Source organism: Alkalihalobacillus sp. NPDC127517 (genome assembly GCF_050276055.1).
Taxonomy (GTDB): Bacteria; Bacillota; Bacilli; order Bacillales; family Bacillaceae_D; genus Alkalicoccobacillus.
Map to the genome: position 1 here is coordinate 36,607 of NZ_JBNNQX010000008.1, position 15,689 is coordinate 52,295.

At 40.5% G+C, this 15,689-nt stretch carries 16 protein-coding genes; all 16 read right to left on the minus strand.

Going from position 1 to position 15,689, the window contains the following annotated elements:
* Positions 1-44: 44 nt before the first annotated feature.
* Positions 45-425 (minus strand): hypothetical protein, encoded by a 381-nt coding sequence (locus tag ACQKKO_RS12140; RefSeq protein ID WP_498647512.1) that lies wholly within the window; start codon positions 423-425, stop codon positions 45-47.
* A gap of 12 nt (positions 426-437) precedes the next feature.
* Complete coding sequence (locus tag ACQKKO_RS12145) at positions 438-593, minus strand: hypothetical protein (RefSeq protein ID WP_498647514.1); 156 nt, start codon at positions 591-593, stop codon at positions 438-440.
* Positions 594-660: 67 nt separating this feature from the next.
* Positions 661-2,040: an argininosuccinate lyase gene (argH, locus tag ACQKKO_RS12150; RefSeq protein ID WP_498647516.1), complete on the minus strand. Its 1,380-nt coding sequence runs from the start codon at positions 2,038-2,040 to the stop codon at positions 661-663.
* Positions 2,037-3,251, minus strand: coding sequence for an argininosuccinate synthase (locus tag ACQKKO_RS12155; RefSeq protein ID WP_498647518.1), 1,215 nt, complete (start codon positions 3,249-3,251; stop codon positions 2,037-2,039). Before ACQKKO_RS12155 ends, argH begins: the two co-directional genes overlap by 4 nt.
* Before the next feature lie 301 nt (positions 3,252-3,552).
* The gene (locus ACQKKO_RS12160; RefSeq protein WP_498647522.1) at positions 3,553-4,743 is read right to left on the minus strand and encodes an acetate kinase; all 1,191 of its coding nucleotides are present in this window, start codon (positions 4,741-4,743) and stop codon (positions 3,553-3,555) included.
* 244 nt (positions 4,744-4,987) lie between these two features.
* A complete protein-coding gene (locus ACQKKO_RS12165) occupies positions 4,988-5,968 on the minus strand; it encodes a class I SAM-dependent methyltransferase (protein WP_498647524.1) in 981 nt (326 codons plus the stop codon).
* A gap of 107 nt (positions 5,969-6,075) precedes the next feature.
* The gene (gene tpx, locus ACQKKO_RS12170; protein WP_498647525.1) at positions 6,076-6,576 is read right to left on the minus strand and encodes a thiol peroxidase; all 501 of its coding nucleotides are present in this window, start codon (positions 6,574-6,576) and stop codon (positions 6,076-6,078) included.
* An 83-nt stretch (positions 6,577-6,659) separates the two neighbouring features.
* Positions 6,660-7,085, minus strand: coding sequence for a GerW family sporulation protein (gene ytfJ / locus ACQKKO_RS12175; protein WP_479822385.1), 426 nt, complete (start codon positions 7,083-7,085; stop codon positions 6,660-6,662).
* Between the two features lie 27 nt (positions 7,086-7,112).
* Positions 7,113-7,742, minus strand: coding sequence for a DUF2953 domain-containing protein (locus ACQKKO_RS12180; RefSeq protein WP_498647530.1), 630 nt, complete (start codon positions 7,740-7,742; stop codon positions 7,113-7,115).
* A 78-nt stretch (positions 7,743-7,820) separates the two neighbouring features.
* Entirely contained in the window at positions 7,821-8,420 is a 600-nt protein-coding gene (locus ACQKKO_RS12185) for an RDD family protein (protein WP_498647532.1), read from the minus strand.
* A 15-nt stretch (positions 8,421-8,435) separates the two neighbouring features.
* Positions 8,436-9,419: a signal peptide peptidase SppA gene (gene sppA, locus ACQKKO_RS12190; protein ID WP_498647534.1), complete on the minus strand. Its 984-nt coding sequence runs from the start codon at positions 9,417-9,419 to the stop codon at positions 8,436-8,438.
* Between the two features lie 57 nt (positions 9,420-9,476).
* Positions 9,477-11,078: an amidohydrolase gene (locus ACQKKO_RS12195; protein ID WP_498647536.1), complete on the minus strand. Its 1,602-nt coding sequence runs from the start codon at positions 11,076-11,078 to the stop codon at positions 9,477-9,479.
* Positions 11,079-11,210: 132 nt separating this feature from the next.
* The gene (locus tag ACQKKO_RS12200) at positions 11,211-11,414 is read right to left on the minus strand and encodes an alpha/beta-type small acid-soluble spore protein (RefSeq protein WP_203089581.1); all 204 of its coding nucleotides are present in this window, start codon (positions 11,412-11,414) and stop codon (positions 11,211-11,213) included.
* An 82-nt stretch (positions 11,415-11,496) separates the two neighbouring features.
* A complete protein-coding gene (gene thiI, locus ACQKKO_RS12205; RefSeq protein ID WP_498647538.1) occupies positions 11,497-12,702 on the minus strand; it encodes a tRNA uracil 4-sulfurtransferase ThiI in 1,206 nt (401 codons plus the stop codon).
* On the minus strand, positions 12,699-13,850 hold the full coding sequence (locus ACQKKO_RS12210) for a cysteine desulfurase family protein (protein ID WP_498647539.1): 1,152 nt from the start codon (positions 13,848-13,850) through the stop codon (positions 12,699-12,701). Before ACQKKO_RS12210 ends, thiI begins: the two co-directional genes overlap by 4 nt.
* 113 nt (positions 13,851-13,963) lie before the next feature.
* Positions 13,964-15,652 (minus strand): septation ring formation regulator EzrA, encoded by a 1,689-nt coding sequence (gene ezrA, locus ACQKKO_RS12215; protein ID WP_498647541.1) that lies wholly within the window; start codon positions 15,650-15,652, stop codon positions 13,964-13,966.
* Between the last annotated feature and the right edge of the window lie 37 nt (positions 15,653-15,689).

Sequence of the window (15,689 nt, forward strand, 5' to 3'; positions counted from 1 at the left end):
TTAAAGAAACGGCCCCAACAAATGGGACCGTTTTTCTTTATGTGTCAAGACTTATACCAGCCCCATGTATATAGATGATCCGTTTCATCAATAAAACGGATATCAAAGGACTCAAGCTTGGGGAACTTCTTCTCGAGAATCGCTTTATACTGCTCTCTCGAACGATTTCGATTGATTTGAAGCGTCTGAACCATTTGATCAACTTCTGTTTTCGCTACATTTCCTTTTACAACCCTCTGACCGGTTTCATATTCATATTTATTCGGACTATCATATTCCCATTCGTGCTCTGTGCCGTTTTCAACTACAGTTACCCGCAGTGAAAAAACTTCCATAAGCTCAAATCCATTAGCACTTGTTTGCAAAGGAGAGCTCACAATGATAAAAATTAGTAAACCTAAAAGAATTTGACTGAGACATCTCATGATAGACCCTCGTTAAAACCGTTCGTTTGTCGGTTTTTTAGGGGTAGCTTGCTTCGCATCTTGTTCAATCGTTCCCATATTATAGGAATCCATTAGCTGTTGATTCACTTCTTTTTCGCCTTCTGTCATTTCAGTTACCCATTCATTTTCTTGATTTTCTTTTGCCATAACAAAAACCTCCTGCCACTAGTCTTTTTACAGTTCTAGTATGGCAAGAGGTTTGCTAAATTATGTGTTACTCGTTTTCTAAAATAGATGCTGCTTTTTTTAAAGCTATTTTCACTTGCTCAAAGCCTGTTCCACCCGCACTATTTCGTCTCGCTACAACCGTTTTTGGTTCTAATACCTCATAGATATCTTGCTCAAATAACGGATGAGCCGCTTGGAAGTCTTCATAGCTAAGATCAAGTAAAAATACACCTTTGTTAATAGCTGTTAATACAAGCTTTCCAACGACTTCATGCGCATCGCGGAAGGGAAGCCCTTTTGCCGCCAGATAATCCGCAAGCTCCGTCGCATTAGAAAAATCATTGTGCACAGCTTTTTCCATTACTTCTGTCCGCACGTCCATCGTATCAATCATTCCAGCAAAGATCTTTAAAGACCCCTTCACTGTATGAACTGCATCAAACATGCCTTCCTTATCTTCTTGCATATCCTTATTGTAGGCAAGAGGAAGTCCCTTTAATGTAGTAAGCAGTGAGAATAATCCACCATAAACTCGTCCAGTTTTACCACGGATCAGTTCAGCCATGTCCGGATTTTTCTTTTGTGGCATAATACTGCTTCCAGTTGCAAACGCATCGTCCATCTCAATAAATTGAAACTCTTGGGAAGACCAAAGAATCAATTCTTCACATAAACGTGACAAGTGCATCATCGTCACAGAAGCAGCACTTAAAAATTCAACAATGAAATCACGATCACTTACAGCATCCAAGCTATTCTCATAGATGCTATCAAAGCCTAATAACTCCGCAGAATATGCACGGTCAATGGGAAACGTTGTTCCAGCTAATGCTCCTGCACCGAGTGGTGAGACATTTACACGTTTTAAGCTATCCTCAAAGCGGCCAAAGTCACGTTGAAGCATCCAGAAGTACGCCATCATATGGTGAGCAAACGAAACAGGCTGGGCACGCTGAAGATGAGTATAACCAGGGATTAAGGTCTCAACGTGATTTGAGGCTTGATTTAAAAGAGCCTGTTGAACATTACGCAATGCATCCATAATGTTCTTTGTCTCATTGCGTAAGTATAAATGCATATCAGTGGCTACCTGATCATTACGGCTTCTACCCGTGTGAAGTTTACCACCGACTGGTCCAATTTCATCGATTAGAAATTTCTCTAGGTTTAAATGAATGTCTTCGTTTTGAACGGAGAATTCAAGTTCACCAGCTTTGGCCTTTTCTTTTAAGATTTCAAGGCCTGCTTTAATTTGCTCTGTTTCTTCAGAAGTCAGAATTCCACACTTACCAAGCATCGTTACATGAGCCATGCTTCCTTGTATATCTTCCATAACAAGGGCCTGATCGAAACCGATGGATGCACCGAATGCATCCACCCATTCCTCAGCAGTTTTTGTGAATCTTCCACCCCAAAGTTTTGTCACAGTGTAACCTCTTTTTTCGTCTCTTTATTAATCATGCTATGAACCTTGGTTGGAAGACCCCAAAGTGAGATAAATCCGATTGCTGCATTATGATCGAACTCATCGTCTGGTGTGTACGTAGCAAGCTTCTCGTTATATAGAGAGAACTCCGACTTACGACCTTCAACAATGGCATGGCCTTTAAATAACTTCACACGTACAACACCCGTTACAGACTTTTGTGTTTCTTTTAAGAATGCTTGAAGTGCTGGTTGTAATGGTGAGAACCAAAGTCCTTCATAGATTAGTTCTGTTAATTTCTTTTCAACAACTGGTTTAAAATGAGCCATTTCTTTAGGCAGTGTAAGGTCCTCTAACTCTTTATGAGCATTAAGTAGTGTAATTGCACCTGGACACTCATACACTTCACGTGATTTGATACCTACAAGACGGTTCTCAACATGGTCGATACGCCCTACGCCGTGTTTCCCTGCTACATCATTTAGATGCAGGATAAGCTCTGCTAATGGGTACGCAACGCCATCAATGGAAACAGGAACACCTTTATCGAATCCAATTTCAATCACATCTGCAACATCAGGTGTTTTATCAAGTGGAGCTGTTAGCTCGTATGCACCTTCTGGTGGAGTAGCCCATGGATCTTCAAGAATTCCACATTCATTACTACGGCCCCATAAGTTTTGATCCACTGAATAAGGGTTATCAAGATCAACTGGAATTGGAATGTTGTGTTTTTTTGCATATTCAATCTCTTCATCACGAGACCAAGCCCACTCACGTACAGGAGCCAATACTTTTAGATCTGGATTTAGTGCTTGAATGGATACTTCAAAACGAACCTGATCGTTTCCTTTTCCTGTACAACCATGAGCAACAGCTGTTGCACCAGTTTGCTCAGCAATCTCAACTAATTTCTTGGAGATTAGCGGACGAGAAAGAGCTGAAACCAGTGGATATTTTTGCTCGTACATTGCGTGAGACTGAAGCGCAGGAAGAACAAAGTCTTCTGCAAATTCTTTCTTCGCATCAATTGTATAGGATTGAACTGCTCCAACAGATAGCGCCTTCTGCTTTACGAAATCAAGGTCTTTCCCCTCACCTACGTCAAGCCCTACTGCAATCACGTCATATCCTTTATCTGTAAGCCACTTCACAGCGACTGATGTATCTAATCCTCCAGAATAAGCTAAAACCACTTTCTCTTTACTCATAACTAGTCCCTCCAATGAATATTCATACTCTTTTTATTATTTTTATACAAACATATTCAAAAAAAATGCATCTACATATGATTTAGATGAAGATCGAATGCATAAGCAATCATCTTTTCTTATTAATATACATAACTTTAACAAGGCTTTGCCGTTTTGGCAAGAGAAAACTGCATATTTCTTAAACATTTTTTTATCGATGATTGAGTTCAGATCAAGATGCTACCGCTCAAAATGTTCTGAGATATACAAAAAAGGTGCTACTCTCTTTAGAAAAGAGAATAACACCTTATCTGAATGCTTATACAGTTGTTAGTCTTACTGTATCACGTGCAATCATTACTTCTTCATTTGTTGGAATGATAATCACTTTAACGGGTGAATGTGGGAAGTTAATAAATGCTTCTTTTCCACGAACTTCATTAAGAGATGGATCAAAGTAAACACCCATAAATTCAAGTCCACGAAGTACACGTTCACGGATTGTTGCACTATTTTCACCGATACCAGCTGTAAAGACAATGGCATCTACACCACTCATACGTGCTGCATAAGATCCAATGTACTTATGAATACGTGAAGTGAATACGTTAAGAGCTGTTTCCGCGCGTGCATCTCCTTCATCAGCTTTCTCTTGAATATCACGAAGATCACTTGAGAAGCCAGTTAGACCGAGTAGTCCACTGCGCTTGTTTAGCGTATCAAGAACTTCAACAGCCGTTTGGCCTGTTTTATCCATGATAAAAGGAATAAGTGCCGGATCCAAGTTACCAGAACGAGTTCCCATTGTTACACCAGCAAGTGGCGTAAAGCCCATTGATGTATCAATTGATTTTCCACCTTCAATGGCAGCAATACTTGCTCCATTTCCAAGGTGACAAGAAAGAATACGTAGCTGTTCGATTGGGCGATCTAATAGCTCAGCTGCACGCTCAGATACGAACTTGTGAGACGTACCATGGAAGCCATATTTACGAATACCAAATTCTTTGTAATATTCATAAGGCAGGCTGTATAAAAATGATTCTTCAGGCATTGACTGGTGGAATGCTGTATCGAATACCGCTACTGCAGGAACATTTGGAAGAATCTCCTTAAATGCTTTGATTCCTACAATATTAGCTGGGTTATGAAGTGGTGCAAGCTCAGAAACGGTTTCAATTCCTTTTAATACTTCATCTGTGATCAGAACTGAATCATTAAATAACTCTCCCCCATGTACAACGCGGTGACCAATGGCGTTAATTTCATCAAGAGAATCAATGATTCCAAGTCCAGTTAATTTCTCAAGTAGAAGCTTAACTGCTACTTCATGGTTCGGGATATCTGTAATCGTTTCGTTCTTTTCTCCATCAACTGAGATTTGGAAGACTCCGTTTTCTAGTCCAATTCGTTCAACTAAACCTTTTGTAACCACTTCTTCTTCAGGCATTGTAAGTAGCTGAAATTTCAAAGATGAACTCCCAGCATTAATCGCAATAATTTTAGACATTAAAAAAGCCCACTCCTTTTTGTAGACACCCATCTCTTTATCATAAGGTTGTCCTTCTTATCATATTTAAGCACCGAAATCCCTGTAATTCAAGTGTTACAGGCGATTTTAAAGGAAAGTCAGTGAATTCTGAATACGTCCCCTTGTTATGAAATCTGTTCTAGTAATTGCTAATTATGCCCTATTAAACGTCTTTAAAGCGCTTCATTTTTCATGACATACAGATCAAACATTCTGTGTTGTATTACAGCTTCAATTCTTCTTCAAACCATTTATTTATTTGCTTCATCATATCAGCCAATGCTTCTTTTTTATCAAATGAAGGCAGTTCAGCTAGCAGCGCATGTCTAGGAACAATGGTTTTTTCACCTTTCTTTTGCACAAGTAAAAAGCTTTTACCATGTTGTTTTTCATTAAACATCGTCTTAGGCAGTTGTAACAAAGCAAGAATCGTTGTGTGTTCTTTTAAATACGCATGAAGAGACTCTGCTTGATCACTTTCAAATAGAAAGTTTGGTACAAGATATAAGGCATAGCCACCTGGATGAAGTGAGCGAATGCCTTGCTCAATCATTAGGTGATGAATGAACGCATGTCCTTCCTCCGCCTTTAGGTCATAGGTAGAAGCGACTTCATCCTTAGGATAATAGCCAATCGGCAAATCGGTAACAACAAGCTCACCCGGAGCTAACGCTACTTGCAAACTATCCTGGTGGAATAGATCAACTTGGTGCTTTTGGAGATTTGCATTCATGTATGCAATTTGAAGGAGTGTTTCATCTGCTTCAAACCCACTTGCCTCAAGCTTTAATGGAGAGTGATTTAAAATGGTTGTTAATAAATTTCCCGTACCTACCGCTAAATCTAATAAACGTACAGAAGATGTTTGTTTTGAAGTAACTTTATTAATCAAATAGGAAGCAAAAAGACTGACCGCGTCAGGCGTCATTGAGTGATGCGGCTGTACAGCCCCTTTCATTCCTTTTAACACGCACATCTGAAACACTTTCCGTACGGTTTCACTCTCAAGTGTTTCAGCATCAATCTGATTTAGTATGCGCAAAAGCTCTCCATCTGTTTCATTGATTTGTCGCGTCTGTTCTTGAAAAATGATTTCTCCTACTTTGGCAATGGCCTCGAGATACGTTACCTCTGCTTGTTTCTCGATTAACATTGCCCCTTCATCTATACAACGATATAATTCATCAAATGTTAAAGTAGCCAAACTTGTACAACTCCTTATTCCGGTTTGTGACACTGTTCGTTATTGTACAGGAGATTTTGTCCTTACACAATAAAATCCCGCTGAGGATTCAGCGGGATCACACAAACTTACTTAGCTTCTCTTGCAGCAGCAATTGCCTTTTCGTAATCAGGATGATTTGTTGCTTCAGACACGTACTCAACATGTACAAGAGTACCTGCTGTATCAATAACAAACACAGCACGTGCGAGTAAACGTAGCTCCTCCATCACTAAACCATACGCTTTACCAAACGCAAGATCCTTATGATCAGAAAGAGTTTGTACATGCTCAAGTCCAGATGCTGCACACCAACGCTTTTGAGCAAAAGGTAGGTCCACACTGATCGTTAGTACCTCTACGTTTTCAACTGAACCCGCCTCTTCGTTAAAACGGCGTGTTTGCGCGTCGCATACACCTGTATCAATGGAAGGAATGACACTAATTAGTTTTATACTTTCCTTTGCATCTGCAAGACGATATTCAGAAAGATCGTTAGCTAAAACGGAAAAATCAGGCGCCTTTTGCCCTACTTGTACTTCTGTTCCTAGGATCGTCATTGGGTTTTCTTTAAAGCTAATCGTTGCCATGTCTGTAGTTCCTCCTTAGATTGAGTTGCCTCAATCTATATCATACGTTAAGAACGAACGGACTAGCAAGCAATGCGACAAGTTTAAATCGGTGGATGTTCAGAATCTCTGCCCTTTTCATGAGAAGAAGAACGGAGCATGCTTTGAATTTTCTCAGCAACTTGTGGAGCGAGATCAAGAAGTCTTTCATATAGATGAGTCTGACTGTCTAAATGAATCATCTTAATACCGGACTTACCAACAACTAAGAAAGCTATCGGTGTAATGGACACTCCGCCCCCACTTCCTCCACCAAACGGATGTGTGTGTTCTGGTGATTGTTGACCCTTATGTTCAATAATAAATTCACTCCCACCAGCTGCAAAACCAAATCCTACTTTAGAAACTGGCATAATAACACTTCCGTCAGGTGTTTCAACTGGATCGCCTACAATTGTATTCACATCAACCATTTCTTTTAGGTTTTCCATGGCTGTTTTCATTAAGCCTTGAATAGGGTGATCTGACATGATGTATCCTCCTTTATTTCTTATCGTTTAGTGTGACTCGGCCATCGGACGTTTTCTCCAATGCCATAAAACCGATAGTCCTGCTCGAATAGCATGTCCGATCCGAAAGGAAAACATGCACTGTACGTGCGTGTGCGTCCCAGGTGTTCGGTACAAAGGGGCAATCTGAAGTTCAGGTAAACGAGGGAATGTGACATATAGATTTAAGAGACCTACAAGCAGTGATTTAATCGTCCACAAATAGCCTACCGTTTGTGCGGTTACCATAGCATCTCCCACCCCACACTCCGTTTGCCATTTTAGTTTATGTATATATATATGTTTGAACCTAGTTCGGATGAGCGAATGAAAACTGAGGAGATAGCCTTCCCATTCCTTAATTTTCTGAAAAACGACTAACAGATTAATGAGGCTAAGTGTTTTTTTCTTTGTTGTTTCCTCATTATCACTCTGTTCGGGTTCTGTTTTTACAACACTTGCTGTCTTTTGATTATCTGGTAATTCGTATGTGTAGATTCGAAGGCTGAGCACGGTGAATGTACATTGTAACGTTTGTTTTTGATCAATAAAGGAGTAGTTCAAGCTTACATTGACTTTCAAAAAGCATAACCAAACAATCAGAGCAGTGATAGTTATAAGAATAGCCATCCAAATCATTGCTTCGCTCCTTTCAGACTCTTATTGTGTCCCATTTAACCAAAAATAACCTGCCCATAATGGACAGGTTATTTATAATTATTTCTTATCATGGATGACACTTGTATCCGCTACGAGATCATGAAGTCCCCGTTTTGTTGGAACAAATGCGACAAATAAATAAAGGATTAAGAAGATTTGAAAGCCGAAAATTTGGAGATGATAAAATAATCGACCGATTCCTTCACGAAAGATGATTTGCTTCCAGCTTAAAGGCTGACCATTATCTGAGACGACCTTTATACCAAGAACCATTTTCCCAACGGTTTTGCCTATAAACTTCGTCATAAGTGCATAGTAGATAAAGAAGGTGATCGCATACACAAATGTTAATGTAGCAAATGGTCCAACCGTTTGAACTCCTTCTCCTAAAAAGGTAAACCACGAGAGAATGAGAATACTATTTAAAGAAGAAAGCACAACCTGGTCAAGCAGAAATGCCCAGAACCTTACCCAAAACCCAGCATACTGAACAGTTGCTATTTCTTGATGCATAACAGCTGGCTCGTTTGCCGATGGTTGACGATTCTCTTCCTCCTGAACGTGTAGCTCATCCGTTGTATGAATGGGTTCCTGACTCTTCTTTAAGCGAGCCCTTCTTGAGCGAGCAAGAGGAGTTGACGCACTTTGATTCATCATAAGAAACTCCCCTTCCTATTCAGCGTATAAATATTTTAAAGATGGCGCACGATTTTCAAAAATGAGTTTTTGTAGCATTGTAATTTCTGGATCCTGCCCAAACATCTTGTGAGCTGTTAATCCAAAGAAATTATAAAGTCCCATTGAATAATTATAGCTCACGACTTGGTACGTTCCCCCGCCTAAGTCTTCACTTAACAACTCAATTGTATCATCAAGACTACCAAGTTCATCTACAAGCCCGTTCTCCAGCGCTTGTTTTCCACTATAAATTCGACCGTCCCCAACGCTTCGAACCGTTTCTTCATCCATGCCGCGCCCTTCTGAAATAATTCGAACAAATTCGTCGTAGGACTCATCAACAAATGATTGAAGGATCTCACGTTCTTCATCTGTCATTTCTTTATATGGAGACATAATATCTTTATATGGACCACTTTTAATCGTATTAAATTTAATTCCGTAATTTTCAGCTAGCTCTGCAAAGTTAATCGATTCCATGATTACTCCGATCGAGCCCGTTATAGTGTTCGGATTGGCAACAATTTTGTCAGCCGGAGCTGCAATATAATATCCACCGGATGCTGCCATACCTCCCATTGATATGTACACGGTTTTATCATGCTCTTCCTTAGCTTCTACAATCTTTTCATAGATTTCAGCACTCTCGAGTACTCCCCCACCTGGTGTATTCACCCGAATAATGATGCCGTTGACTTCATCATCATTGCTTGCATTTTCAATCTGAGTAAGGAAGGCCTGATGATCATACATTCCTGTGTCAAAAATGGATTGAGCCCCTAAATCTTGAATCACTCCGTCTAGATTCAAAACAACAATCTTTCCACTTGTTCCTGGTTGGATGACTTCCTCTCCAAATTCAGAGCCAGTGTACTCCTCCAAGTCTAAGTTCGCAAAGCCGACTGCAAGATTTGTAATGGTTGAGATAATTAGTAAACCTGCTACGACCGCCAAAGCTGTCCAACGTTTCCAGTTCATCATTCCACTCCTTTAAAGCAATTTAAACCACCTATCATTATACCATAAAAAACCAGTTTACCGAGCTTCTTTTTCATACATCACCGTGTTATCTACAATCGTCATTAACACATCTGCTGTTAAGTACTCTTCAATGTCACATTCGAATAAATGATGAGATAACACGGTAAAGTCCGCATCAAAACCTAATGCAATCTTCCCTCTTCTCTCTTCCATTCCAATAGCATACGCACTTCCCGTTGTAAACAACTGAACTGCTTCATATCGACTTAATTTTTGATCAGGCAAATACCCTTCATGTACGTCTTCATCAGGATGGCGACGAGTTAAGGCAGCATGCATCCCGAGCAATGGTCCAGGTGGTTCAATTGGTGCATCTGATCCACCAGCACAGTGCAATCCTTCTTCTAACAACGTTTTCCACGCAAACGAGGAAGCCAGGCGCCGAGAACCTAACCGATCTTCCACCCATGGGAAATCAGTTGCTACAAAACGAGGCTGCAGGTCGAGAATGGCTTTCAGCGGCTTAATCCGCTTAATCAGTTCAGGACGCGTGACCTGTAAATGAATCAAACGATCTCGTCCTTCTACAGGTGGGCATTCTTCTAATGCATCGATAGCCTGCTCTAGCGCTGCATCTCCAATCACATGAACGGCGACAGGCATTTGGTGTTCTCTTGCTTTTTTAACAAGTGCTTTAAACGCTTCTTCGGTGTGCATAAAAACACCATAGTTTTCAGGATCATCAGAATACGGCTCCGAAAGTCTTGCCGTTCGACCGCCTAACGCACCATCCGCAAAGATTTTCATGGATCCAATTTCAAGATAATCTGTTAACTTCCCTGGCCCGTATCCGCTTTTTTTCATCGCATCCATTTGCTCATGATGAATGAGGAAATTCGTTCTGAAGCGAAAACCTTCCTTATGTATTAACGATTGAAACACATCTAAGGTTTCAGAAAATCCGTTATAATAATTCATATCTTCTGTATGCCCACCGGTAATTCCTTGAGTGAGTAAGTCTTGAACCGAGAGCTTTAAGGCTTGATACACATATTTGCGATCTACAGGAGGCATCACCTCTTTAATTAAATCAACAGCTGTATCCATTAAGTATCCAGTTGGTTCCCCTTGTTCATCACGCTCAATGACTCCACCTGGAGGGTCTGGTGTTTCTTTTGTAATACCAGCAAGCATAAGAGCTTCTGAATTAACTAAGGCTGCGTGACGACATACTCTAGAAGCATATAATGGTTTATGTGGGCTTATCTCATCTAATTCATATCGTGTAAATATTTTTTGGTCTGAAAAATTATATTCATTCCAGCCCTCTGCGATGACCCATGTCTCGTCTCCGCTCGCTTGAGCTTTGTTAATAAGCCAGCTTTCCATTTCTAGAGACGATGTAGCTTGAGACAGATCAAGTCGCAATAGTTTTTCTCCATGTCCAATCATATGCAAGTGACTGTCAACAAATCCCGGATACACAAATCCACCCGCTACATCCTTAATTTCTGTAATAACTTCTTTATATTGTTCAAGTAACTGTTCTTTTGCTCCCATTGCTGCAATTCTTCCATCTACAACATAAACCGCTTCAACCGTTTCGTCTTGATTACTAAGCGTAAAAAACGTTCCATTTTGCCAAAGAGTCCCCATCGTAATCTTCCCTTCGTGTAATGTTGCCTACGTCTTTCTATCGTGACAGAAACAAATACATTCGGCAATATTTTTGTCCATAACGAAAGAGAGGAAGCTCAATGCTCCCCCTCGAATCCAATACGTATGAAATTAATAGCTACCGCCACCAAGTTGCTTTTCAGCCGCTTGTACAAGACGTTTAGTGATCTCTCCACCTACAGAACCGTTAGCACGTGCTGTAGTGTCAGCTCCTAATTGAACACCAAATTCAGAAGCGATTTCGTACTTCATTTGGTCAAGAGCTTGTTGTACTCCAGGTACTAAAAGATCGTTTGAACTTTTGTTGTCTGCCATGTTGTTTCACCTCCCTCGGTACTTATAGAATGACCCGAGAGAGCAGAAACATGCAAAAAGAAATTTGGTAAAATTTATTTATTTAAAATAGATCTTCTATGGCTTGTTCAACATCATTTAGATTTGTTAGATCAATGGTCTCGATTCCTGCTACCGCGCGCTCTACATGTTCGTCAACCTTAATGTATTGTTCAAACTTATTCGCGTGTTTACGTGAAGGCTTTGTTTTTGAATCGGATGGCAAAAAGATCGTGCAGCAATCTTCGTATGGCAGTATCGACGTTTCGTACGTGCCGATTTTCTTTGCCATATCCATAACCTCTAACTTGTCCATTGTAATCAATGGACGTATAACAGGATAATTCGTTACCTCATTAATGGTATGAATGCTGTGAAGGGTTTGACTTGCCACCTGACCTAAGCTATCTCCCGTAGCAATTCCTAGGAAGCCCTTTTCCTCTGCTACCCTTGTGGCAATACGCATCATCATTCGTCGCATAATTGTCATTTGAAAATTACTTGGAGCCTCATCCCGAATATGCGTTTGTACATCAGTAAAAGGTACAATATGAACCTTGATATTCCCGCCAAATGAATTCAGCCTTTTAGCTAAATCCAGCACCTTTTGCTTTGCACGCTCACTTGTATAAGGTGGACTATGAAAGTGGATGGCTTCAAGATCGGATCCGCGCTTCATGGACAGGTAACCTGCAACCGGACTATCAATTCCTCCAGAAAGCATAAGTAAAAGCTTACCGCTTGTTCCTGCTGGTAAACCTCCCGCCCCTTTAAACGAACTGGTTGTAATGTAAGCAGCCGTTTCTCTGACCTCCACATGAATAGTCGCATCCGGGTGATGCACATCTACCGTTAAGTGCTCGGTATTTGCGAGTACATATCCACCAATTTTGTGATTCAACGTTTGTGAATCAACAGGAAACGGCTTATATGCACGACGTGTGACGATTTTAAATGTGCGAATGGTTCCTTCTGACTCTTGCACTGCCTTTAGTGCTGCTTTTTGCATATCCTCTACCTCGTGGTCCACTCGAATCGCTAAGCTAAACGAATGAATCCCAAAGATATCTTTTAATAATTCAACAATTGGCGCTGGCTCTGCCCCATTTAATTCAACAATGATTCGACCAAATGTCCGCTTCACCTTAATGCCCTGTATTGATTTTAATACTTGTCTAATATTTGAAAGGAGTTGCTTCTCAAAAGCAACTCGGTTTTTACCTTTTAACGCAAGTTCACCGTAACGTATTAAAATATGATCATATTTCATACTCGTTCTTTCACCACTTTTCTAATTCTAGGCAGGAGTTTATCCATTGCCGATATAAATGCTTCTATTTCCTGTTTAGTTGAATCATAAGACAAACTAATACGAATGGCGCTGCTTGCTATTTCCTCCGCTTTACCCATCGCAAGTAAAATTCGACTTGGTTCAAGTTGTTTAGAGGAACAAGCTGACTGGGTGGATACATAAATTTCTTGTTCAGCAAGCTCTTGAATGATTACTTCAGGCTTATACCCAGGCGCTGAAAAATTAACAATATGTGGCGCTCCCTGTTCGGGGTCGGAATTTAAAACAAGTGAATCAGATGCATTCGCATAGTCTACAAGACGCTTGCGAAGTTCCTGAAGCTTTTGTCTTTCACTCTTTGCTCGCTCAATCTCCATCTTATATGCTTTAGCCATCGCCGCAGCTCCTGCTACATGTTCGGTTCCACCTCTATAACCAAATTCTTGATCGCCACCATGAAGCTGAGGAGTCAATTGAAGGTTTGGACGAATATAAAGAAGTGCTGTGCCTTTTAAGCCATGAAACTTATGAGCTGATATCGTCAAAAGGTCAATCTTAGCCTTCTTAATGGATAACGGAACCTTGCCGGCTCCTTGGACATGATCAACATGAAACCGCACATGAGGGTACCGGGCGAGTAACGCACCAATGTCCTCTACGGGTTGAATTGTACCTGTTTCATTATTAACATGACTAATCGATACTAAAGAGGTTTCCTTTGTAATAGCCTGCTCTAGCTCATGTATTGAAAGACATCCATACTCATCAACAGGTAGATACGTCACGTGATATCCATTCGTTTCAAGCCATTTAAAGGTTTCACTAACAGACGCGTGCTCGCTTGCAGTTGTGATAAGATGTGTTCCCTTTTGGAAGGAAGACAACAATGTTCCTTTTATCGCTAAGTTGTTGCTCTCTGTGCCGCTCGCTGTAAACAGAATGGATGGTGGTTCCACTTCAAGTAATTCAGCCATCAGTGCTCGTGACCGGTTGAGTACTTTTTCAGATTCAACGCCTAATCGATGAAGGGAAGAAGCATTCCCGAAGAACTGCTTTGACACCGTTAGATATGTTTTCAAAACCTCTTCATTTGGAGCGGTTGTTGCACTGTTATCTAAATAAATCATGTCGTTCATTCTCCTTTGTGTGCATCCGTATATACTAGCATCATCTAATGAAATTGACAAAGGCAGGTCTTTAGAAGGCGTAAAAAAACCCCTTCCATAGAAGGAGCTTTTCCTTACGCAGAAACGTGTTCTGATACCCGCTCTACGACCCCTTTTTCGTAGGGTTCCACAGCACGCACAGCACATTCAATCGCTTCATCATATTCATAATTTCTGAACAACCGTTCGGCTTGAGCGAGTAACTGACGAGATTCTTCACTACGATTCCGGTAGCGATTGCTATACTGAATCACTCGTTCAGCGAGCTCTGCTGACTTGATGGTCTCAGCAATTAATTCATCATTGGCTTCAATTAATAATATAGCCTCTTCAACCTTTTCTGTTACTTGTTTCATCTCGAGTGGAACTTGGTCTAATAATTCAACAGCTTCTTGAATCTTTTTGTCCCCTACTTCCAATTGTTCAAGTGCTCTGGCAGGTAGACCAGGAATATTACTCTTCCGTATGACTCGTTTACCTTCTAACACAATCGAGCGAAGTCTTGAAATCGTTTCTTTTGCTTTTAATTCTTCTTCACGTAATTCGTAGAGCTTACCAGAGCCTTGTTTAATATAGTCTGCTAGCTCATCTAAACGCTCTTCCCACTCTAAAACCATCTCATGAATGGACGTAAAGGTTTGCTTTTCATTTTCAGTTACATCAACAATAACTTGAAGCTGGTTCGTCATCTCTGTTAGCTGCTTTTGAAGATGTTCCTTTGAATCGACTTCCTCTTGAGCCAATCGATAGCTTTTTTGAACATGTGCAAGTTCACTGAGAAGATTATGTAATTCCTGACTTGTTCGGTCAAGCTGATGTTTCAGGTTAGGAAGTTGCTCTAGTGTCTTTTTCTTAGATTGAACTTCTTCATCAAGCGTGTCATAAATCTGTTCAATTTGATTAAGAATAACTGTCATTCGTTCATCCGCTGTTTCTGTATCCAGGTTCTTTAGTAGCGTTTGAATTTCTTCGACTTCTTGCTTCATATCTTCAAGCTTTGGTTCAAGAGCTAGCGGATCAAGCTGATAGCCCTTCTCTTTCATATCAGAGATGCCAAGCTCTAAGTTCTTTATTTCGGCAGGAAGCGTTGTTCTGATTTGTACCATCATCTTAGGTAAAACCTCTGCTTGTGCTTCTACTTGAATCAGGATCTCCTTTAGTTGAAGGAGTTCTTGTCGGGCCTGGAGGTAACTACCTGACTTTGTTGCCTCATCAAATGAAGCAAGTCCTGCTTTTACATGACTCATGTTTTCGTCTAACAACCCGATTGCCTCATAAAAGGATCCACGCTTCTTCAACAGATCGCTTGAAAGCTTCGTATACTTCTCACGTAACTCACCGATTTCATTGCGGTTTTTCTGTTCACTTGTGACAAGCTGCTCGATTTCATCAATCATAATGTCGAGTTCACTATCAATTGTATCTAAACGCTCATGAGTAGACTGCACTAGCTCTTTTGCCTTTTTAATTTGATATTTATTTGCATGCTCTTCAATGTCAAAAAGTGTCTCTTCTATGTTTGGCATAATTTGACCAACAATTTCATCCCAATTGCTTCGCCACAACTCAAACTTTTCTTCTGTTTCACCAGCCATTTGAAGTTGCTTCACCTTCGCTATTTCATCAGGGATCGGCCTGGTTGAAATACCATTTTTCTTTTCCTCCAGCTTATCAACGTCCTTGTAAATGTTTTTTCGTATGTACATGCCTACTAAATAGGCGATTATCGCGATTGCAAGAATAATGAGAATTAAATAAACCACTTGAGGGACTCCCTTCTCTAGCTCCAGTAATGCATAT